The sequence below is a fragment of the Cognatundibacterium curvum genome (assembly GCF_014284235.1).
Lineage (GTDB): Bacteria > Pseudomonadota > Gammaproteobacteria > Burkholderiales > Burkholderiaceae_D > Undibacterium > Undibacterium curvum.
In genome coordinates this window covers 413,766-436,134 of the sequence record NZ_JACOGD010000004.1, presented here as the reverse complement: position 1 = coordinate 436,134, position 22,369 = coordinate 413,766, and the positions used below count along the sequence as shown (strand labels likewise).

Genomic DNA, 22,369 nt, shown 5'->3' with positions numbered 1-22,369 from the left:
ATCACACTGCATGCCTCAGGATAATCAGCCTACTGTCGGTCAGGCCGCCAAGACCAATGCCAGCACTGCTACAGTGAGTCCCGACATATCAGTCTGGCGCTGGATCCCCTCATTGTACTTCAGTCAGGGCATACCTTATGTCATCGTCATGACGCTGTCTGTGATTATGTACAAAAATATGGGTATCTCCAATACCGATATCGCACTGTATACCAGTTGGTTGTATCTGCCCTTTGTGATCAAGCCACTGTGGTCGCCGTTTGTGGATATGTTCAAGACTAAGCGCTACTGGATAGTCACCCTGGAGCTGGTGCTGGGCGCTTTGTTCGGGCTGGTGGCGCTGACCATACCACTGGATGGTTTTTTTCAGGCCAGCTTGCTGGCATTCTGGCTGGTCGCTTTCGCGTCGGCGACGCATGATATCGGTACCGATGGCTTTTATATGCTGGCGCTGGAACAGCATCAGCAAGCAGCCTTTGTCGGTGTGCGCAGCATGTTTTATCGTTTGTCCATGCTGACAGGACAGGGCGCACTGGTGTATCTGGCGGGGTGTGTCAAGGACTTCAGCGGCAGTACGCAAGTGGCCTGGATGGTGGTATTCGGCGTATTGGCGGCGATGTTTATCGCGCTCTCTTTTTATCACCGCTTTGCCTTGCCCATCCCGGTCAGCGATAAGGCGCAAGGCGATACAAGTCAGGTCGTCAGCAGCTTTTTTCAGGTGTTTGCGGCCTTCCTCAAAAAGAAGCGTGTGCTGGTGACCATCGCTTTCCTGTTGCTGTATCGCTTTGGCGAAGCGCAGCTGGTGAAGATCGCACCCTTGTTTTTGCTTGATGCGCTGGAAAAAGGTGGACTAGGTTTGAGCAATCAGGAGGTCGGCATCGTCTACGGCACCATAGGCATGGCCAGCCTGACGCTGGGCGGTTTGCTGGGGGGGGCCGCGATTGCACGCTTTGGTTTGAAAAACTGCCTGTGGCCGATGGCACTGGCGATTAACGTGCCTCATCTGGTGTATGTGTATCTGGCCTTCGTGCAGCCGTCTTCTATTTGGCTGATAGGCACTGCGGTGGCGGCTGAACAATTTGGTTATGGCTTTGGTTTCAGTGCCTATGTGCTGTACATGATTATGGTTGCTGATGGCGAGCACAAGACCGCGCATTATGCGATCTGCACCGGTTTCATGGCCTTGTCGATGATGTTGCCGGGGATGTTCAGTGGCAGTCTGCAGGCAATGCTGGGCTATTCACACTTTTTTGTGTGGATTTGCATTGCGGCCTTACCGACCTTTGTGGTTGCGGCGCTGATACGGGTAGAACCGGATTTCGGCCGCAAGAAAAAACTTCCGGCCTGACGGAGATGGGATAGATATGCAACTGCAAGACTTACAGTTTGTCAGCCACACGTTTCGTTCTCCGCTACCGGGGCCTAAGCTGATCATTACCGGTGCGGTGCATGGCAATGAAGTTTGCGGCACGCTGGCGATACGCCGTTTGCTGGAGCAATTACAAAGCGGTGCGCTGCAGCTGATCAGCGGTCAGCTTACGCTGGTGCCGGTCTGTAATCCGCTGGCCTATGCCAAGGGCGAACGCCAGGGCGAGCGCAATCTGAACCGGCGTCTGATCCCGACCGCGCATGCGCAGGAATTTGAAGACCATGTCGCGAACTGGCTGTGCCCTTTACTGGCCGCGCATGAGGTGCTGCTGGATTTGCATTCCTTCCGTGGTGCGGGCGAGCCCTTTGTGCTGGTGGGGCCGGAAAACAATCAGGGCGAGATCGAGCCCTTCCGCCATGCTGAAGCCGAGCTGGCCATGGCGGCACGGCTGGGTGTGCAGCGCATGGTAGATGGCTGGCTGAGCACCTATGCACACGGCGTGGCCAGACGTCAGCAGGCATTAGCACCGGATGCCGATGCGAAAACCCGCGCCAATGCAGATACCCGTTTTGGAGTAGGCACTACCGAATATATGCGTTCGGTCGGCGGCTATGCCGTCACGCTGGAATGTGGTCAGCATGAAGACCCCCAGGCGGCAGATGTGGCCTGGCGTGCGATTGACAACACGCTGCGGCATCTGGGACTGATCGCAGGTAGCCCGCCTGATCTACAGGCGCAGATCGAAACCCTGAGAATTTATGATGTGATCGACAAACAGCATCAGGACGATGTTTTCTGTCGCGACTGGTATAGCTTTGATACGGTCAGCGCCGGTGATCTGATTGGTACGCGCGCCGATGGCACAGCAGTCCGCGCCAGCATGGATGGCCGGATTATTTTTCCGGATGCAGCAGCCGGGGCAGGTGAAGAATGGTTTTACATCACGCGTTACAGTGATCGTCTGGCAGGAGTCGTATGATGCGGCGTCGTTTATTATCTGCACTGACCTTGATCGCGACACTGGGTATCAGCCTGCACAGCGGCAGCAGTATGGCGCGCACCGGGAATGCAAGCATTCCTGCCAATCCAGCCAAGGCGGTCAAAACTCTCAACGTGCTGGTGACCACGCCGGAAAGCAGTTTTGATCCTGCGCTAGCCTCGGACATCACCACCTTATCGGTCAATGAAAATCTGTTTGAGCCTATGCTGCGCTACGATTATCTGGCGCGTCCGCTCAAGCTCAAGCCCAATACCTTGCGTGCCATGCCCGAGATCAGCGCGGATGGCAAAACCTATACCCTGCGTTTGCAAGCCGGGATTTTCTTCAGCGAGGACGCAGCCTTCGGCGGCAAACGGCGCGAGCTGCAAGCGGCTGATTATGCCTATGCGATACAGCGCATGTATGATCCGGCGCTGAAATCACCGTGGTTATTCATGTTTGAAGGCAAGCTGCAGGGGGATGAGGCGCTGCGTGGCGACGCTTATGCAAAGACGGTGAAAAGCGGCAAACAGTCTGTGATTGCTGGCATACAGGTCGTCGATCGCTACACCTTGCGCTTGCGTTTGCAGGCGCCAGACCCGAATTTTCTGTTTATATTAGCGACGCCAGCCACGGGTGCCGTTGCGCGTGAAGTGATGGAGTTTTACGGCAATCAGGCTGGTAATCATCCGGTTGGTACCGGCCCGTTCCGGCTCGGTGAGTGGAAGCGCAGCTTTCAACTCAATCTGATCGCTAATCCCGATTATCGCCGCCCGTTGTTTGATGGTGAAGCGACTCAGGATGCGTATTCCAGGCGCATTGCAGAAAGCCTGCGCGGTAAAAGCTTACCGCTGGTTCAGCGCATCCGTATCTCGGTAGTGGAAGAACAGCAGGCCAGGGTGCTGGGCTTTTTGAATCGCGAGTTTGATTGCCTGGAACAGGTGCCTGCACCGCTGTCTGAAATGGTAATGCGTGATGGACAGCTAAAACCTGAACTCAGCAAGCAGGGCATACAGCTGCGTTTGTTTTCACCACTACAGACGTATTACGTCTGGATGAATATGGAAGACCCGGTGCTGGGTGGCTATACGCCGGACAAGATTGCGCTGCGGCGTGCGATTGCGCTCAGTTACAACCATCAGCAAGATATCGCGATGATGGAGAAAGGTCTGGCGCAGGCGGCGCAGTCGCCGCTGGCACCAAACGTGATCGGCTATGATCCCGAGTTTCGCAGTCCGGTCCAGTTTAATCCTGTACTCGCCAATGCACTGCTGGATAAATTTGGCTATCAGCGCGGGCCTGACCAATACCGCCGTCTGCCCGATGGACAGCCACTGGAGCTGACCATGCATACCCAGGCCAGCACTACCGGTCGTCTGCGCGATGAAGTCTGGCGCAAAAATATGGAGATGCTGGGCATACGCATCAGCTTTAAATCGGATAAGCATTCCGAGATATTACGTGCTGCCCGGCTGGGTAAAGTGCAGATGACGGAAGCAAACTGGGTCGCTGATTTCCCGGATGGAGAAAATTTTTTCCAGCTGCTGTATGGACCCAATACCGGACGCGCGAATTATGCGCGCTTTAATCTGCCGGAATATAACCGCTTGTTTGAGCAAAGCCGTCGCATGGCCGATGGCCCTGAACGGCGCACACTGTACCGCCAAATGTCCTTATACATCCATGCCTACAATCCCTGGATTTTACGTACCCATCCTTTGTCGGCCGATGTACAGCAGCCCTGGCTCATGAACTTCCAGCGCCATCCTGTGGATTTTACGAACTGGCGCTACCTCGATATCGCGCCGGATGCAAAGCAGAATATGAAGTAAAACCAGGTGCTGACTGTATTGCACTGCCTCGACTGTGCTGAGCAGGGATACTGGTTTTTTTTGACTAATTCAGGAGAATTCAACGATGCGTTGTGAACTGCTGGCCGGCCATCCTGATTTCCGGCGGCTCGATACCATACCCGCAATACGTGTCGACTTACGCTATGTCGGGCCGGATAATTTTGTCGGCCACGATCTGTATGGCGAGCTTGATTGTGCCTGGCTGCACCGCGAGGCGGCTGATGCGCTGGAGCGTGCGGCGGCTTTCCTGGCGCAGCATCATGCGGGCTATCATTTGCTGGTGCTGGATGCCTTGCGCCCGCACCGGGTGCAGGAAATGCTGTGGCAGCATCTGGCTGGCTCGCCTTTGCAAATGTATGTGGCCGATCCGGCACGGGGTTCTATCCATTCCTTCGGCATGGCGGTGGATGTGACGGTGTGTGATCCGCAAGGCCGTGAGCTGGACATGGGCAGTGCCTTCGATGAATTCGCTGAGCGATCCCATCCGGCTTTGGAAGCCGATTTACGTGCGCGTGGCGAACTCAGTGAGGATCATATCGCTCATCGGGACATGCTGCGTGCTGCCATGTTCCATGCGGGCTTTCATGGCATACACAGCGAGTGGTGGCATTTCAATCTGGGGCAGCTTGCTGAAGTGCGACAGCATTATCTGCGCATAGACTGAGGCAAAAACTATTCCTTGGCAGCAGTGAATTTTTTTAGATTGAATTCTTGTCGCTGATATGCTTTGATGCAATAGATGGCTGTTAGCTACAAACTCGCACCCCAGCGCCATCATTGAGGCCGCAGCAATGCCGGAAAGTGTAAGGTCAGCATGCAAATGAACCAGGAATTACATACGGTATTACCCGAACTTGCTCATCAGAGTGAGCTGCTGATTGCAATGTTCGACCAGCACGACATACTGCGCTATGCCAATCCTGCTTTTCAGGAGGTGTTTGCTGTACGTCTGGATGGCAGCATGAGCTGGTCGGCGATGGTGTTTGAGAGTTACACCACACAGCGTGGTGTGGCGATTAAAACCGACAATATTGAACAATGGATTGCTTCCGCCTATTCGCGCCGTGGCAAATTACCCTTCCGCGCGTTTGAATCCGATCTGACGGATGGGCGCTGGATCTGGATGACGGAAACCGTGCAGGAAAATGGCTGGATGATGTGCATTGCCAGCGATATCACCCATTTGCGTCAGGATGGGCGCGAATTACGGCAGGCCAGGGATCAGGCCTTACGTGCCGCCCAAACCGATATGCTGACCAGTATCAGTAACCGGCGGCACATTTCACAAATCATACAGCAGGCGATTCAGGACATGCATCAGAAGTCGATGTCACTGCACGTCGCTTTGTTCGATCTGGATCATTTTAAAAATGTGAATGACAGCTTTGGTCATGCTGCTGGCGACCTGGTGCTGATCAGCTTCTCCAGACGCCTGCAAGCCTGCACCCGGCGCGACGATGCCTGTGGCAGACTGGGCGGGGAGGAGTTCATACTCTGTCTGCCGCAACTGACGACAGCACAGGCGGTGCAGGTGGTGGAACGTTTGCTGGAAGATGTGCGGCATGATATGGCTTTGCCTGATATGCCGGACTTCCGCTACACCACTTCAGCTGGCTTGGTGCAGCTCAGGGCTGGTGAGACACTGGAGCAGGTGATAGACCGGGCAGATCATGCCTTGTATCAGGCCAAAGAACATGGGCGTAATCGCCTGGTCTGGCTGGATTGAATTTGTGTTGTGGAATGGGATAAAACAGCCACATGGCGTTGTTGCATCCCGCTGACAGTGATCACACTGCTGCGTGGGCTGCGCCTGGCCCTGCAACTGTTTTACCCCTTTCGCACACGTAATTTAAATGTTAACAGGCCCTAGACAAATACGGCTTATTTGAAGGTATAGGTCGCCATCATGGTCACTGAACGGCCACGCGGATCAGCCACCCTTGGCTCCCATGAGCTGCCAGCGCCAGAATTACTGTCGTAATTGATCGCAAACGGGGGATCTGTATTGAACAGGTTTTTAATGCCTGCGCTCAGGCTCAGATTTTTAAATCCGTTATACGTTACGCTCAGATTGAAGATGGAATAACTCTTCACATCCGGGTTGTAATTCGCTGGTGTGATGAGGCCATTGGCCACGCCGGGCAAGACCTGATCCTTGTAACCGGAACGGAAAATCTGGGTCAGGGTGCTGCTCCAGTTCCCTTCGCTATAACTGAAGTAAGCGCTGTGCTTCCAGCGCAAACCCAGATCGCCGGTATAGGTATAGCGTCCGACCTCGCTGCTGCCATAGGGCGCATTGTTATTCGGGCGGGACTTTTTCTCCAGCAGATAAGAGCCATCGATTCCGGCGGTCCATTTGCCATTCCATAGCTTGCCATTCGCGCTGGCACCGACCTCAATGCCACGGGTCAGGCTGGCGCCGGCATTCACCCAGCGCTGGTCGATCTGCACAATATTGCCGCCTGCATCGCGGATAAACTGGGCTTTGAACAGGCTGTAGTTTTGCAGCAGGGTGTTCAGATCGACTGCCATGATGCTGTTTTCTTTGCGAATTTCCCACAGATCCAGATTCATGCTGAATTGCGATAGCGGTGCCCAGACTACGCCCAGGCTGGCCTGCTTAGCGGTTTCCGGACCCAGACTGGCTTTGCCGCCGCTCAGGATATTCGGTGTGATTACCGCGCAGCCGGGTTTGTTGCTGTCCGCTTTCAAACCAGCGCAGGTAGCGGGATCGACCAGATCTTTGCCGGAATACGGTGACTCGGTCACGCCATTGAATAACTGGTTAAACGAGGGTGCTCGGAAGCCGCTGTTATACGAAGCACGTAACAAGACCTGTTCGAGCGGTGTATAGCGTAAGGCCAGCTTGGGATTAAAGGTATTGCCAAAGCCGCTGTAATGGTCCTGTCTTCCCGCGGCAGTCAGTTCCAGCGATTTGAACACAGGAATCAGAAATTCTGCATACAGGGCGCGGATATCACGGCTGACAGCGGGCAGCGCATTGGTATCATCGAAAGGCGCATTCAAAATCGCCGGACGCGCATTTGCGGCGCGCGCATCGCCATTAAAGGAATACTGTTCACGCCGCAGATCTGTACCAAAAGCCGCCATCAGCGGACCTGCGGGCAGCTTCCAAAGCGTACCGGAGACAGCCGCATCGGCTTGCGTCAGCGTGGTCTTACCGCCATACAGCACCACGCCTTTGGCGGACGTGCTATTGATCAGATCCATTGCTGCCTGGCTTTGTTTTTGTCCGGGTAGCAGGAAGGGATTGATGAGGCCGCTGCCGAGTGCGCTGGCCAGTGCATTGGTGTAGTTATAGCCATTACCCAGAGTCGATTGTGACTCGCTATAGGCGCGTGACAGGCCGACCCGGTAATCCCATTGTCCAAGCAGACCATCGGCACCCAATTGCAGACGTGCCGCATCTGTGCTGGTGTTGATTTCGCGGTTGCCGCATTCCATACAGCGCCAGCGATACGCGATAGGCAGTCCATAATTACTGCGGATAGATGGGATTTGCGCCGCGATAGCATTGAATACCATATCGTAAGCGGCACCGGTTTTCGGATAAAAGGAACTGGCCGGAAAACTGCTGCCAGGTGAAATCTGATTCGGTGAAAAACTCTTGGCGACTTCAACGCGCGAACCCAGCAGTTCTGCAAACACCTCATGTCCACCGCCGATATTCAGTGTCGCACGCGATACAAAATTATTGTTTTTGACTGATTGCTGTAAGACCGCAGCGCGTCCGGTATCCCAGGCGCAGGCATAGCGCGAAGCAGCCTGATCCCATAAGCGGTAGTCATAGGCAGACATCCCATCTATGCTGTTGCAGCCAGCCGCACCCGGCAGATTCAGGATATTGATGGCATTCGCACTCTGATTGCTGCCCGGCCACAGCGGGCCATTATTACTCTTATTGCTCAGTATGGTATTGCCCAGCGAAGTCGCGAACACGGTCGCAAATGGCGTACCGCGTGTATCCACAGATAAGCCGCGATCAGGCTGGAAGGTATTCACAAAATCGCGCTGATCGCCGCGCAATGCCTGATTCTCGCTGTGGCTGGCGGTCAGCAATACATTGTAATTGTCGCTGTCCAGATCACCGAAGCCCGCGAGTAAGGAGACACGGTTAATATCGCCACCCGGGCTTTGCGTCAGATCAGCGAAAGTCTGGGCCTGTATGCCTTGAAAATTTTTACGCAGAATGAAGTTAATCACACCACCAATCGCATCTGTGCCATAAATCGCCGATGCGCCATCCTTGAGGATTTCCACGCGTTCGACTGCTGCCATCGGTATGGAATTCAGATCGACTGCGGCGCCCTTCATGCCATGGGTGGCGATGCGGCGGCCATTCAGTAATACCAGCGTACTGTCAGCACCCTGACCGCGCAGATTGGCGGAGCTGGCGCCGTTATTACCGCGTTGCGCACCGGTAGTCACATCGGCATTGCTGGCCAGATTATCCGAGCCATTGCCATTCACATTCAGCGTGGCGATCAATTGTTCGGCGGTCACGATGCCGGCCGCTTCCAATTGTTTGCGGGTGATGATTTCCAGTGGCAAAGCGCCTTCTGCGGAGGTGCGTTTGATGCTGCTGCCGGTAATCTCAACTTTTTGCATCACTTCTTTTGATTGCTGCTGCGCCTGGGCGGGCAGCGCAAAGCCAGTGATCGAGCCAGTGATCATGCCAGCTTGGGCGAGGCAGTGTGCCAGTCTTGTTAACTTCACGAATTTCTCCTAACTCTTTTATTTATCCTGGTCGGTACGCATAGGCCAGCAAAGGCCAGAGCAAATATCACGCGCAGTCGCTGCAGGCGTGGCGGACAGATGCTGACAAATGAAAATGATGCTGAAGCAGGCAGCGCTCAAAAGTGAGCGGCTGAGCAGGTGTGCAGTGTGATTTTTTCAGATGTGCTGCGACGCGTGCGGGCAGATTGCAGCAGTCAGGCGTTTGCTGTTCTTGCTCAATTTGCCAGCTTGACTAATTTTACACAGTTACCGCCAGTCGTGACAAAAAAACATAGCCGCTGATTTGCATCAGCGGCTATGGACCTTGAGACTGTTGTTTATGTTGGCTGTACTGCCTGTGCTGGCTAAGGCGCAGAGAGACTGAATTTTGCCGGCAGGCTTTCCTGTCCTGAGCGGCTGACTGCCATCACCACCACTTGTTTTAATGGCGTTTGTTGTGCGTCTTTACGCAAGTCTATCGTGAGCTTGCTGGCGGGCTGTACGCTGAATTGCCATTGCTGCTCAGTCTGCTTCCAGATCGCCAGCCAGCGCGTGTTTTCCGGATCGGCCGGTTGTACCCGTAACAGTTTTTGCTCTTCATTCCATTGCAGCTGCGGCGGCGCGATATTAGTATTTTCCAGCCAGGGGGTAGCGGGTACTAAGGCGACCGACGTATATTTTTCCTGCGCCAGACGTTTGCGTATCTCTTTGCGATTCTGGCTCAGACTGACCATGCTGAAATGGATATGGCCGCTGCCGTTTTTTTCACGCAGCGCATCGACCTGATTCAGGATTTCATCGGCTTGCCAGGATTTTTCTGTGTGATCGATTTTACTGGTGAACAGGCCGGGCCAGATATGACGCTGCTGCAGATTCTGCGCGTTCCAATAGTCATACAAGACCTTAAAGGCTTGCGGGGTCTGCTGTATCGGCCAGTACAGTTGCGGCGCCAGATAATCGAGCCAGCCGCGCGCCAGCCACAGTTCGACATCGGCATACAGTTTGTCATACTGACTGAAGCCGGTAATGCCGGGCGGTAGCCGGTCCGGGCGGCCTATTCCAAACGGGCTGATGCCGAATTTGACCCAGGATTTTTCCTGATGCACTTGCTGATAAATGGCGGCCACCAGGCGGTTCACATTATCGCGCCGCCAGTCGGCGCGATTCAGATTGCCGCCCGATTGCAGGTAGCGGTTCCAGGCTGCCTCGTCCGGAAAATCCAATTCAGTGCCGGCACTGTTTTTAATCGGATATGGATAAAAATAATCATCAATGTGAATGCCGTCGACATCGTAGCGGCGTACCACATCGTTAATCACATTCAGGGTGTGCTGCATCGCCTGCGGCTCACCGGGGTCCATCCAGCTCATATCGCCATATTGCCTGACGACGGCAGGCATGGTTTTGCTGACATGGCTGCGCGCCTGCCCGGCCTTTGCCTGGGTAGTTCGGGCGCGGTAGGGATTGAACCAGGCATGCAATTCCAGACCGCGCTCATGTGCCTGCTCTATCCAGAATTGCAGCGGATCGTAATACGGTTGCGGTGGACGTCCTTGCTCGCCCGTGAGAAATTCTGACCAGGGTTCCAGCGCCGACGGATAGATCGCATCAGCCGATGGACGCACCTGCAACACGATCGCGTTCAGGCGCATTTGTACTGCCTGATCCAGGATGGCGATGGCTTCTGCTTTTTGTTTATCGCTGCTGAGTTCGCGCCGGCTTGGCCAGTCTATATTGGCGACGGTCGAGACCCAGACCGCACGGAATTCGCGTGGCGTCGCCGGGATATCTTTACTGAGCGGGTGTTGAGCTGGTGGCGCATTCACAATCACAGGTAACTTCGCTGTGCCCGACGCGGGCGCGATGCTGCCGGGTTTCGGTCCCGCACAGGCGGCCAGTAAGGTGGTCATGAAGGCGGCGCGCAGCATTCCGCTCAGTAGTCCGCCACGCTTGGCAGAGGGGCGGGAGACAGATAATTCAGAATAGCCGTTAAACAAAAACATGGATACAGACAGGGACAAAAAGAGCACAGATGCTACTGCATTCACTGCATGCCTGCCAGTGTTTCTTTTTCCGTTAATTAGCACGCTTGCGACTTTCATTAGCCATGCCAGTGCAAAACTCTTAGACGGTGCATTAGATTTTTTGCTATCATGCGCGCCCCATGTTGTCAGTCGTACTCAAATTTCATGATTCGGGTGCTGAAGGTCAGGATGGCAGTTGATCAATTTGGAGAATAGAAATGTTGAAGCGTCAAATGGTTGCTGCAGCAGTTGCGGCAACGGGTATGTTGTTCAGTGCTGGTGCATTTGCACAAGCTTATGTAGGTGGCACAGTGGGTCGTTCCGTCGTTAACACCACCGGTTGCTCTGCCAGCCAGGGTTGCAAAGGTGAAGCGAACATGGCCAAGCTGTTAGCTGGTTACAATTTTAATGAAAACTTCGGTCTGGAAGCATCTTACGCAGATTTGGGTAAAGTCAGTGCAGGTAGTGTGACAGCCAAAGGTACAGCGATAGACCTGGCCGCAATCGCCCGCGCAGAAGTGACTAACGGTGTTGGCGTTTTCATTAAAGGTGGCTTCTCCCGTACGAAGACCGATGGCATCATCGGTGACAAAGCGACCGAAGCTGTGTATGGTCTCGGTGCGACTTATAGTCTGACCAAGCAAGTTGCTTTGCGTGCTGAATGGGAAACCCGTAAAGTGCAATATAACCTGACCCAGAACGGCTGGCAGGAAACACAACGGAATCTGTCCGTTGGTGTGCAATACACATTCTGATCAAACGCGCAGCTCTGCGCTGCGCTTGTTGTAGCAGACTAAGGCATAGCGCAGTCGGGGCTATGCCTTTTTCTTTAGTCAGGGACATTAGTCCTCAACGCTGAAGTCAATGACAAAACTCGCGTGAAAAAATGAAGATCAGCGCCAGTGAGATCAGTGCCACGCAACTGGTGGTGACGAAGCTGGTGTAATTAGTGGGAACGCCGCGTTTGCGCCCTTCAGCGAAGATAATCAGTTCACCTACCAGCAGGATGCAGCTGACCCCGGTGACAAAGGCGGTCAGTAACATGGCCAGCGCTTCTTTATCGTTCAGGCGGCGGCAGTTCTGGCTGTACAAATGGGCTAATTTGAACGTGTGGTCATAGCCCATCAGATCGAACAGGATGGCGACGATCAGCGCAGAAATGCTCAGCATGGGGATGAACCAGGTCAGGAAATATTTATCCCTGATCGCGTCATGCAGCGTATGCATCCACTCCAACATCGCATCCTGTATCAGTTTCATCCCCTGCTCCCGATTCTGGTTACACGCGGACTTGCCTCCAGTCTGATGCCGGGCTGTACTGGCCAGGTCACACTGGCATGCGCTCAACATCTTGCATGCGTCCTCATTGACATCGTACCTGTCTGCATCATGTGCTGATGCAAATAACAAGTCGGGCTTGATTGTCATCTTTCTCAAAGGAAATAGAAAGGAAAAACAGCACGGTGTGAGCACTTCTGCTCATGCTATTGCAAATTAGCAACGCGTCAATATTCCGGCGTGACCGTACTTTGTTCAATGCGCGCACAGCCCGGCTTCGCGCAAAGCTTTATCCCATGCTGGTTCGGGCTGATATTGGGCCAGCAGGTAATCGATCAGTGCGCGCACTTTAGGCGAGACATAGCGGGTGGCCGGATACAAGGCGGTGAAATGATTGAGCGGCAATTGCCAGTCCGCCAATACCGGCAGCAGCCGTCCTTCGCACAGATCTCGCCAGGCCAGAAAGCTGGTGTTATAGGCGATGCCCACGCCCAGCAGCGCGGCCTGATGCAACACCTTGCCATTATTGGCGCTGAAAGCGGGCTGAATTTCCACGCTGAGCCTTTCTTCGCCGCGTTGAAATTCCCATTGCACACCCTGGGTCAGATGCTGAAAATGCAGGCAGCGGTGTGCGCTCAGTTCGGCCGGATGTTGTGGCATGCCATGTTGTGCCAGATAAGCCGGGCTGGCGCATAACACGCCACGGCAAGGTGCAATCGACCGCATATGCAAACCATGGCTGTCCGGGATGCCGCCGACCCGTATGCTCAGATCAAAACCATAGCGCACCGGGTCGAGCAACTGATCATCCAGATGCAGGCTGGGTTGCAATTGTGGATGCAGCAAAGCGAAGCGCGCCAGCGCATCGGCCAGCCATTCGGTGCCAAAACTGCTGGGCGCCTGTATGCGCAGACTGCCTTGCAGGATGTTACTGTCATTGCCAATGGCGGCACGTGCCTGTCGCGCATGCTCAACGCTGGCACTGCAGGGAGCCAGAAACGCCTGGCCGTTATCGGTCAGGCTGACTTCCCGCGTAGAGCGGTGCAATAACCTGGCCCCCAGATGTTGTTCCAGTTGCTGGATATGTTTGCTGACCAGCGCACGGCTTAAGCCCAGCTGACGTCCGGCCGCGCTGAAGCTGCGTAGCCGCGCCACTTCGACAAAAATTTCCATTGCTTTTAACTGATCCATGCATGCTCCTAAGCGAAAGGCGGCGCCCTGTACAAGTATTGTCAATAAAATTGCGACAATATGTCAATGATTGTCTGTATTGTGGTGAGTGCCTGGGTTTGGCTACACTTGCGCTACATCAATACCTTGCGCCAGACGCGGTCGCAGCGCTATCAAACTTAATTTTTCAGGAGTGACTATGTTAAATGCAGAACAGATCGCCCAATTCCACCAGGATGGTTATGTGGTCGTCCCCGATTTTAAAACCGCAACTGAAATCGCCGCGCTGCGCGAGCGTGCTGGCGCCATCGTCGATGCGTTTGATCCGGCGGAGTCAGTCTCGATTTTCACTACCAAGGAACAGGAAAGGAAAATCGATCATTATTTTCTGAATTCCGCTAATAACATCAGCTGCTTTTTTGAAGAGGAAGCGTTTGACAGCGAAGGCCAGTTACGCCAGCCCAAAGCGCTGTCTATCAATAAAATAGGCCATGCCATACATGACCTGGACCCGGTATTCAGTGCGTTCTCACGTGGTCAGGCGCTGGCGACAGTGGCGCAACAACTGGGTTTGCAACAGCCGGAAATCTGGCAATCCATGTATATTTTCAAGCAGCCTGGCATAGGCGGTGAAGTACGCTGGCATCAGGATGCGACTTACTTTGAAACGGATCCGGTCAGCGTCACCACCTTTTGGTTTGCATTAGAAGACGCAACGCTGGAGAATGGCTGCCTGTGGGCTGAGCCGGGCGGTCATCGCAGCCCTATGCGCGAACGCTTTGTGCGTGAGGGGGATCAGGTCAGGGTAGAAAAATTATCCGACCTGCCATGGCCGGACGACAGTACTGCAGTACCACTGGAAGTGAAGGCGGGCAGTCTGGTCTGTTTCCACGGCTTGCTGCCGCATTACAGCGCACCTAACCGTTCACCCGTGTCACGTCATGCGTATACCCTGCATGTGACTGATGGGAAGACGCAGTATTCTGCGGGTAACTGGATACAACGCGGTCCTGAATTTCCGGTGCGTGGATTTGTGTAAAACCACCTCAGGCGCGTGAACTTACAAGCGAAAGTAAGCATGAAATTACAGATTTTCGCCCCGCACTGGGGCAATGCGCATATCGCGCGCGACAGCTGGATCGCCAGCGTGAGGGCAGCCGGTTTTGATGGCATAGAAATGTCGTTGCCGCTGGAGCAAAAAGAGCGTGAAGCCTGGACCCGGGCCATAGAAGATGCGGGCTTATTACTGATCGCCCAGCAATGGGAGACCGTGTTTCACAGCGACTTCAAGGCGCATAAACAGGCCTTGCGCGAATTGCTGCAAAACGCGTGTGCGGCCAATCCTGTGCTGGTCAATACCCACACTGGCAAGGATTTTTACAGCTTTGCGCAAAACAGTGAATTGCTGGATCTGGCTGACAGCATCAGTCAGGAAACCGGCGTGCCCATCGTGCATGAAATTCATCGCAGCCGCTTCAGCGGTCATCCTATGTTACTCATGCCGTATTTGCAGCAGCGTCCGCAACTGCAACTCAATGCGGATTTATCGCATTGGTGTGTCGCCTGCGAATCGCTGCTGGAAGATCAGGCTGACATGCTGGCGCAGGTCTTTCCTCAGGTACGTCATATCCATGCACGGGTCGGTCATCAGCAGGGGCCGCAAGTGAATGACTTCCGTGCGCCGGAACATGCCGCCGCGCTGGAACAGCATTTAGGCTGGTGGGATCAGATCCTGCAGCAGCGCCAGGCGCGTGGCGAGACTTATCTGACGATCACGCCCGAGTTCGGTCCGACCCCGTACACACAAACCCTGCCTTATACCAATCAGGTGGTCAGCGATGCCTGGGAATTGAATGTGGCGATGATGCAGTTATTGCGTGCGCGTTTTCAGGACTGAAATCAGGCAGTAGTAAGCAGCTAAGCAAGCGCGCTGAGGCTGGATGCAGACGGCAAGACCTGATGTCTGCGTTTCAGCCCAGCTCGCTTTTTTAGGTCTTATAATGGGCTCACTTCCTCTACGCTGAGCTCAATTTGATGCAAATCCGAATCGCCGTCACTGCTGATCTCCCTGCCATTCAATCCCTGTTCAGTCAGGCTATGCGCAACGCAGACTGGTTGCCCGCCGCTGTAAGGCAAGCAAATAAGACCGATGATTTTGCCGCTGCCTCTGTCGGTGAAACTATACTGCTCGCAGAACTGGAACCCGGCGTCGTGGCTGGTTTTCTTTCGTATCAGCCTGAGCATGCTTTTATCCATCATTTGTATGTCGCGCAGCATGCGCAAGGACGTGGTGTCGGACGCAGTCTGCTGCATGCCTTGCATACGTACTTAGCCTGCCCCTGGCATTTGAAATGCGTCGTCAAGAATCACGCCGCGTATGCCTTTTATCTGCGCATGGGCTGGACAGTGGTGCAGCGTGCGACATCTGAGCATGGCGATTACTATTTACTCAGGCTGGCAGCGCCTGATGTACCTGATGTACCTGATGTGTCTGATGTGTCTGATGTGTCTGATGTGCCGGATGGCGCAATTCAGCAAGATTCATCAAACCCGGCATGAGTACAAGGCTTAAGCTGCAGTCTGTCAGGAGGAAACAGGAATGCAGATGAATACTGAGAGCAGCCTGCACACAGAGCAAGCCAGGCGGGCGCATTACAGGCAGCGTTTTGAACAAGTCGCTGCCTATATTGATGCCTGTCCGGATGGAGATTTGTCGCTGGACAGTCTCAGTGCGCTGGCTGCGATGTCGCGTTTTCATTTTCATCGCCAGTTCGCCAGCGTATTCGGACTCAGTCTGCATCAGTATGTGCTGCAGTCGCGCTTGCGCCGGGCCGGATCTCAACTCGCATTCCGCACTTCCTTGTCAGTCACCCGCATCGCACTCGATCATGGCTTTGAATCGCTCGCTGCTTTTTCCCGGGCATTCAGACAAATGAGCGGGCAATCGCCCACCGCGTTTCGCGCTGCACCCGACTGGCCGACCTGGCATCAGGCTTGTTCTTTGATTCCCGCTAACCGGAGTGTAGCTATGAATTTTGCGCATCAAGATGTACGTATTATCGACTTCCCAGCGACTGCGCTGGCCTGTATGGAGCACCGTGGTGACCCTGCGCTGATTGGTGATACCTTGCAGAAGTTTATCGCCTGGCGTCGCCAGGAAAAACTGCCACCTGGTCGCTACCGCACCTTCAATATTTTGTATGCTCATCCGGATCATGTGCCAGCTGCTGAATTTCGTTTGGATGTCGGTGTCGCAGTCGATCAGCCGGAATCCTATGCGGCGGCTGGTATCATCGCGAAAACCATTCCAGCCGGGCGCTGCGCCGTGCTGCGTCATACCGGGCCGGACAGTCAGCTGGAACACAGCATAGGCTATCTGTTTAATACCTGGCTCCCCGCCAGCGGCGAGGAGTTGCGCGACTTCCCGGTCTTTTTGCAAAGGCTGCGTTTTTACCCCGATGTGTCTGAGCAGCAGGCAGAGCTGGATATTTTTCTGCCGCTGCGCTGACAGCGGCATTTTTAGCGCAGGCTGCTCAGAAACTCCTGTAATCTGGCCGCCAGCACTTCCGGCTGATCCTGCATCACAAAGTGACGCGAGTCGGGAATAGACAACCTTGTTAGCATGGTCAGTCCCGGCAAACACAGCCTGACTATGCGGTCCAGGTCGTTTGCCTTATCTTGCTCAGCGCAAGACGCTTAAAGATTTGGCCGCCCGGCAGCGACCCAGTCTATCAGCGCATCGAGCGCGGGTTTGGCTCTGGAGGCCGCATCATGATTGACGATGGCAACCACTATCCAGGTCTGGTCTCGTATATCGCGTACATAGCCTGCAACGGCGACGCTGTCTTTCAGGGTACCGGTTTTGATGCGTGCGCGTGAATCCGCTGCGCTGCCTTTCAGACGACGGCGCATGGTGCCGTCCAGCGCCACAATGGGCAGGCTGCTCAGGTATTCGGCATTCCAGCTACTGCGCCAGCCGGTCTGCAGCACCTGAGCCAGCAGCTGGCTGCTGAGGCGTTCATTGCGCGACAAACCTGAGCCGTTTTCTACCACCAGCGCGCTGTCAGCGATCTGCTTTTTGTGCAGCCAGTCGCGTATTCTTTGTCTGCCTTGATCCAGACTGTTGCCCGCTGTTGCCTGTTCTGCACCCAGTGTCAGCAGCAGACTGCGTGCCATCATATTGTCGGAAAATTTATTCACCACCCTTACCGTTTCTGCCAGTGTGTCGGATTGCCGCTCGACCAGCAGTTTCGCCGAGTCTGGAGTCGTGCCATCGACGACCTGACCTTGCCAACTGCCGCCCATTTCCTGCCATAGCTGACGGAACAGGCGTGCGATGTATTGATTGCGATCCAGCAGATTCAGATGATTCGTGATCTGACAGTTCTTTGGAAAGCCTCCACTCAGGCGCAACTCCAGCACATCGCGCGGCTGGGTGGCTACTTGCGGCGGCTGCCATTCTTTTTCCCAGTCAGCGCAGCTTTTTTGGTTGAAATGCAGATGCGTCTCGACGCTGACTTTATCCAGTGGCATCAGCAGGCTGGCCTGAATTTTTTTACTGTCTGACGTAATTTGCACAGAGCTCAGATTACTGTGTATCAGCAGCGCATCCGGGATCACGTTGTAATACGCATCGGGATGCTCATCAAATGGCGCCGCATCCAGATCCAGTCTTTGCGGATTAAAGTAACTGCGGTCCAGCACCAGATCACCCTGGATTTTGCGTATGCCTTGCTGGCGCAGAGTACGCAGCATGAGTGCAAATTTATCCCAGGTCAGATTGGGATCGCCGCCGCCTTTCAGGTACAGATTCCCTTTCAGGACTTCGCGGGTGATCGTGGCCTCGCTCATAAAGCGGGTTTTCCAGCGGAATTGCGGACCCAGTTCTTCCAGCGCGGCCAGGGTGGTCACCAGCTTCATGGTGGAGGCCGGATTGACTGGCTGTTCAGCCTGTTGTTGCAGCAGTGGTGTCGTGCTGTCAGCCGCGATTACGGTCAGACTCAAGGCAGACGAAGGAAGCTCATTTTGCTGTAGCAGTTCGCTGACTTTGGCAGGCAGCGCACTCTGGGCCCATGCGACAGATACGGGCAGTAGCAGCACGCAGGGCAGCAAGGCTAAGCGGTATAACAGCGGACGTTTTTTTAACATAGCTTGGTTCAGGGTAAACAGGGTAAAGTCTGGTATTGAAGGCGCATACATAGCATATACGCACATCAGACCACGCTGACTGCGTCTGGTCAATTGCCCGGGGCTGCCGCAGCGGGTGTCGCCGCTAAGGAAAAGAACATGGTTTTTTGCTCACAAAGCCTGCTAATCGGGACATAACAGGACATAAGCCTTTGATTTCGTTATAATTTCGCCCTTTTCCCCGCCACTGGTTTGATCATGACCCTGCTTGCTCATCAGCTAGAACTGCTAGCCCCCGCCAAAAATATAGAAATAGGCAAAGAAGCCATTCTGCATGGTGCGGATGCGGTGTACATCGGCGGCCCTTCATTTGGTGCGCGCCATAACGCCAGCAATGAGGTCAGCGAGATTGCCGAGCTGGTGCGCTTTGCACATCGCTACCATGCGCGCATCTTCGTCACCATGAACACGATTTTGCATGAGTCTGAGCTGGAGCCGGCGCGCCGTCAGATCCATCAGCTCTACGATGCGGGCGTTGATGCGCTGATTATTCAGGACATGGGCATCATGGAGCTGGATCTTCCGCCCATGCAGTTACACGCGAGTACCCAGTGCGATATCCGCACGGTGGATAAGGCCCGTTTCCTCGGCGCTTCCGGTTTTTCTCAACTGGTGCTGGCGCGTGAACTCACGATAGAACAGATTCGCGCGATCAAGGCCGAAGTAGCGACCCCACTCGAATACTTTGTGCACGGCGCTTTATGCGTCGCATTTTCCGGGCAGTGCTATATCTCGCATGCGGATAACGGGCGCAGCGCCAATCGCGGCGACTGTTCGCAAGCCTGCCGTCTGCCTTATACCCTGACTGATGGTGAGGGCAGGGTAGTCGCTTACGAAAAGCATTTGCTGTCGATGAAGGACAATGATCAGAGCCGCAATCTTGAAGCTTTGATTGATGCCGGTGTGCAGTCGCTCAAGATCGAGGGCCGTTATAAAGACATGGGCTATGTCAAAAATATCACCGCTCATTACCGTTTGCTGCTGGATGAGATTCTGGAACGCAGGCCGGAATTCAGCCGTGCCTCCAGTGGCCGCAGTCAGATTGCTTTCACACCGGATGTGGATAAAAACTTCCATCGTGGTCATACCGATTATTTTGCAAACGGCAGGCTGGACAATATCGGTGCCTTCGACTCGCCCAAATATGTGGGCCTGCATCTGGGTTACGTCACACGTATCGGCAGCACCTGGTTTGAATTGGAAACCAATGAAGCCATGGCCAATGGCGACGGCCTGAATTACATGCTCAAGCGCGAAGTGATGGGCATACAGGCGAATACCGTTGAACGTCAGGGCAGTAATGAAAATGGCGAAATCTGGCGTGTATTCCCGAATGAAAAAATCAGTGAGCTGGCTGGCTTGAAAGTGGGCTTGCTGATTAACCGTAACCGCGATCACCGCTGGGAACAGGCGCTGACCAAAAAATCAGCCGAGCGTCGCGTGCCAGTCTGGCTGACCTTGTCTGACCATGAGCAAGGTTTACAACTGGCCATGACCGACGAGGATGGTGTGCATTCTGCGGTACAGCTGGCTTGTACGCTGGAGCCGGCGCAGCAGGCCGATAAGGCCGAGTCAGGCTTACGTGACAGCCTGGCCAAGCTGGGTAACACCATGTTTGAAGCCGCCAGTGTGGAACTGCGTCTGCGTCAGCCCTGGTTCGTCCCTTCTTCCGTGATCAATGCCTTGCGCCGTGACGCTGTGGCGGCGCATGAAGCGGCACGCAGTGCAGCCTGGCAGCGTCCGCAGCGCACCCCGGCACAGGAACCGCCTGTGCCTTATCCGGAAACCACGCTCAGCTATCTGGCCAATGTGTATAACAGCCAGGCACGTGCCTTTTATCAAAAGCATGGTGTGCAACTGATCGCCGCAGCGTATGAGGCGCATGAAGAAGCGGGCGAAGTCTCGCTGATGATTACCAAGCATTGCCTGCGTTTCTCATTCAACCTCTGCCCGAAACAGGCCAAGGGTGTGAAAGGTGTGCAGGGGCAGGTTAAGGCCGAACCCATGACACTGGTCACAGGCGAAGAAAAATATACCCTGAAGTTTGACTGCAAGCCCTGTGAAATGCATATCATCGGTGCGATGAAACCACATATCCTGCAAGCGCCACCGCCATCCTCAGTCGCATACAGCCCGCTGGTGTTTCACAAGACCAGACCAGCGAATCATTAACATCACTGAAATCGCTGAAATCACCGATTCCAGCCTGAATGGCTCAGCCGGATAGCCTCCGTCTGAGCCATTTTTACGACAGGATTTGACCAGCATGGCTGGCGGCGGTAACCTGTAGGGCTGACTTTACAAATCGTCTGTTCTCTTAGCTCTGGAATTCCGCATGAAAAAAATCGTCGTCAAATTTGGTGGTTCTAACCTGCGTCAGCCGCAGGATATCGACCGTGTCGTGAATGTGGTACAAGCCTACCAGCGCCCGCTGGTGCTGGTGGTTTCCGCGTTTTATGGGATTACCAATGCACTCATCGCCTGCGTACAGGCCGCCAGAGAAGGTGCCGGAACCAAGGCCGCACTGGCCGAAAGCCAGAACTACACGCAAACCCTGCGTGCGCTGAAAAAACAGATACTGGAAGCGAATATCAGCGACCCTGAGCACAGAGCACGTACCGAACAGGCACTTGGCGCGCGGCTGGATCAGCTGGACCGCTATCTGACTGGCATACATTGCATAGGCGATGTGCCGACCTTTGTGAATGATGCGATCTTAAGTTATGGCGAGCGTCTGTCCAGTCTGTTGCTGACTGAGGTCTTGCTGAGTCGCGGCATCGCTGCGCGTGAAGCCTTACCTGAAGATATAGGTCTGATTACCGATGGCGTATTCGGTAACTCGGCCTGTGATTTTGCAGCCAGCACCGCATCCGTTTCTGCCGCGCTGGCAGATGATGTGGTGTTTGTGGTGCCGGGATTTTATGGCGTCGATGCACAGGGCAAAACCACGCTGTTCGGGCGCGGCGGTTCGGATTATTCAGCGGCTTCGATTGCGGCTTGCATCTCGGCGGAATCGCTGGATGTATGGAAGGATGTGGATGGCTTCCTGAGTGCTGATCCGGGCGCGGTCAGTGCGCCACGGTCTATCTCGCAACTGAATTATCTGGAAGCGGCGGAATTGTCGTATTTCGGCGCAAAAATCCTGCATCCGCGCACAGTTGAGCCTTTGTTTGACCGCGATATTCCTATTCGCATTCTCAATATCACCCAGCCTGAACGTGGCTTGCAGCCTTACACCATCATCGATGCGCAACGCCATGTCACGCGCGATGTGGTGAAAAGCGTGAGCTCTACCGACGATGTTGCCATCCTCAAGTTACACGGTCCCGGCGTTGGTTTCAAAGCCGGTATTCTGGCACAGGTGACCAATACGCTGGACCAGCACGGCATCAATATCAAGAGCGTGTTGACGGCACAAACGGCGATCAATATTTTGCTGGCACGCGATCATCTGGATGCGGCGTATGCCGCTTTGTCCGAACATCATCTGGCGGGCGTAGTGAATGTCAGCCGTGATGATGCGGTTGCCATTGTTGCCGTGGTTGGCGATGGCGTGCTGGATGCTTCCGATGTGGGCAGTGCGATTGCGAGCCGCGCTTTGTCGGCGGCGCTGGCCGGTGGCGTAAGAGTACGTCTGGCAGCCGCCGGAGCAAGCGAAGTGGCGGCCTATATGCTGGTGCAGCAGGAAGACCGCAAGCTCGCGCTGCGTCTGGTGCATGAGGAATTTTTCGGCAAATAAGAGCGTAGACGCTATCGTTAATTACTAATAACA

Annotated in this window: 17 protein-coding genes; 12 read left to right on the top strand and 5 right to left on the bottom strand. The window is 54.5% G+C overall.

Translation table 11 applies throughout. The annotated features are described in order from the left end of the window. Positions 1 to 10: 10 nt before the first annotated feature. The 5 genes from H8K43_RS10160 (at position 11) to H8K43_RS10140 (ending at position 5,927) form a co-directional block, all read left to right on the top strand. Positions 11 to 1,348 (top strand): MFS transporter, encoded by a 1,338-nt coding sequence (locus H8K43_RS10160; RefSeq protein ID WP_329604506.1) that lies wholly within the window; start codon positions 11 to 13, stop codon positions 1,346 to 1,348. A gap of 16 nt (positions 1,349 to 1,364) precedes the next feature. Next, positions 1,365 to 2,348: a M14 family metallopeptidase gene (locus tag H8K43_RS10155; RefSeq protein ID WP_186903711.1), complete on the top strand. Its 984-nt coding sequence runs from the start codon at positions 1,365 to 1,367 to the stop codon at positions 2,346 to 2,348. A 134-nt stretch (positions 2,349 to 2,482) separates the two neighbouring features. Then, positions 2,483 to 4,180 carry an ABC transporter substrate-binding protein gene (locus H8K43_RS10150; RefSeq protein ID WP_408058514.1) on the top strand — a complete coding sequence of 566 codons (1,698 nt, stop codon included), beginning with the start codon at positions 2,483 to 2,485 and terminating at the stop codon, positions 4,178 to 4,180. A gap of 85 nt (positions 4,181 to 4,265) precedes the next feature. After that, positions 4,266 to 4,865 (top strand): M15 family metallopeptidase, encoded by a 600-nt coding sequence (locus H8K43_RS10145; RefSeq protein ID WP_186903710.1) that lies wholly within the window; start codon positions 4,266 to 4,268, stop codon positions 4,863 to 4,865. A gap of 150 nt (positions 4,866 to 5,015) precedes the next feature. Next, positions 5,016 to 5,927, top strand: a complete 912-nt coding sequence (locus tag H8K43_RS10140; protein WP_222611003.1) for a sensor domain-containing diguanylate cyclase — start codon at positions 5,016 to 5,018, stop codon at positions 5,925 to 5,927. A 155-nt stretch (positions 5,928 to 6,082) separates the two neighbouring features. Here the strand turns inward: H8K43_RS10140 and H8K43_RS10135 are convergent, their stop codons facing one another. Both H8K43_RS10135 and H8K43_RS10130 read right to left on the bottom strand, forming a co-directional pair. Continuing rightward, a complete protein-coding gene (locus tag H8K43_RS10135) occupies positions 6,083 to 8,938 on the bottom strand; it encodes a TonB-dependent receptor domain-containing protein (RefSeq protein ID WP_329604505.1) in 2,856 nt (951 codons plus the stop codon). A 365-nt stretch (positions 8,939 to 9,303) separates the two neighbouring features. Beyond that, positions 9,304 to 10,941, bottom strand: coding sequence for a glycoside hydrolase family 10-like protein (locus tag H8K43_RS10130; RefSeq protein WP_230403819.1), 1,638 nt, complete (start codon positions 10,939 to 10,941; stop codon positions 9,304 to 9,306). A gap of 239 nt (positions 10,942 to 11,180) precedes the next feature. On the opposite strand from H8K43_RS10130, the gene H8K43_RS10125 reads away from it, so the two are divergent. Next, entirely contained in the window at positions 11,181 to 11,717 is a 537-nt protein-coding gene (locus tag H8K43_RS10125) for a porin family protein (RefSeq protein WP_186903708.1), read from the top strand. A 106-nt stretch (positions 11,718 to 11,823) separates the two neighbouring features. On the opposite strand, the gene H8K43_RS10120 is transcribed toward H8K43_RS10125, so the two are convergent. Next, positions 11,824 to 12,222, bottom strand: a complete 399-nt coding sequence (locus H8K43_RS10120) for a hypothetical protein (protein WP_186903707.1) — start codon at positions 12,220 to 12,222, stop codon at positions 11,824 to 11,826. 273 nt (positions 12,223 to 12,495) lie between these two features. Beyond that, positions 12,496 to 13,431 (bottom strand): LysR family transcriptional regulator, encoded by a 936-nt coding sequence (locus H8K43_RS10115; protein ID WP_230403818.1) that lies wholly within the window; start codon positions 13,429 to 13,431, stop codon positions 12,496 to 12,498. A gap of 178 nt (positions 13,432 to 13,609) precedes the next feature. Here H8K43_RS10115 and H8K43_RS10110 point away from each other — a divergent pair, with 178 nt between their 5' ends. From H8K43_RS10110 to H8K43_RS10095, 4 genes are all read left to right on the top strand, one after another. After that, positions 13,610 to 14,449, top strand: coding sequence for a phytanoyl-CoA dioxygenase family protein (locus H8K43_RS10110; protein ID WP_186903706.1), 840 nt, complete (start codon positions 13,610 to 13,612; stop codon positions 14,447 to 14,449). Positions 14,450 to 14,488: 39 nt separating this feature from the next. Further along, positions 14,489 to 15,307, top strand: coding sequence for a sugar phosphate isomerase/epimerase family protein (locus tag H8K43_RS10105; RefSeq protein ID WP_186903705.1), 819 nt, complete (start codon positions 14,489 to 14,491; stop codon positions 15,305 to 15,307). 137 nt (positions 15,308 to 15,444) lie between these two features. Beyond that, a complete protein-coding gene (locus H8K43_RS10100; protein ID WP_186903704.1) occupies positions 15,445 to 15,969 on the top strand; it encodes a GNAT family N-acetyltransferase in 525 nt (174 codons plus the stop codon). Between the two features lie 46 nt (positions 15,970 to 16,015). Beyond that, entirely contained in the window at positions 16,016 to 16,918 is a 903-nt protein-coding gene (locus H8K43_RS10095) for an AraC family transcriptional regulator (protein ID WP_186903703.1), read from the top strand. A gap of 188 nt (positions 16,919 to 17,106) precedes the next feature. On the opposite strand, the gene dacB is transcribed toward H8K43_RS10095, so the two are convergent. Continuing rightward, on the bottom strand, positions 17,107 to 18,558 hold the full coding sequence (gene dacB, locus H8K43_RS10090) for a D-alanyl-D-alanine carboxypeptidase/D-alanyl-D-alanine endopeptidase (protein WP_186903702.1): 1,452 nt from the start codon (positions 18,556 to 18,558) through the stop codon (positions 17,107 to 17,109). Between the two features lie 237 nt (positions 18,559 to 18,795). Between dacB and H8K43_RS10085 the strand changes: the two genes are divergently transcribed. After that, on the top strand, positions 18,796 to 20,769 hold the full coding sequence (locus H8K43_RS10085) for a peptidase U32 family protein (RefSeq protein ID WP_186903701.1): 1,974 nt from the start codon (positions 18,796 to 18,798) through the stop codon (positions 20,767 to 20,769). 163 nt (positions 20,770 to 20,932) lie between these two features. After that, entirely contained in the window at positions 20,933 to 22,336 is a 1,404-nt protein-coding gene (locus H8K43_RS10080; protein WP_186903700.1) for an aspartate kinase, read from the top strand. The last annotated feature ends 33 nt before the right edge of the window (positions 22,337 to 22,369 follow it).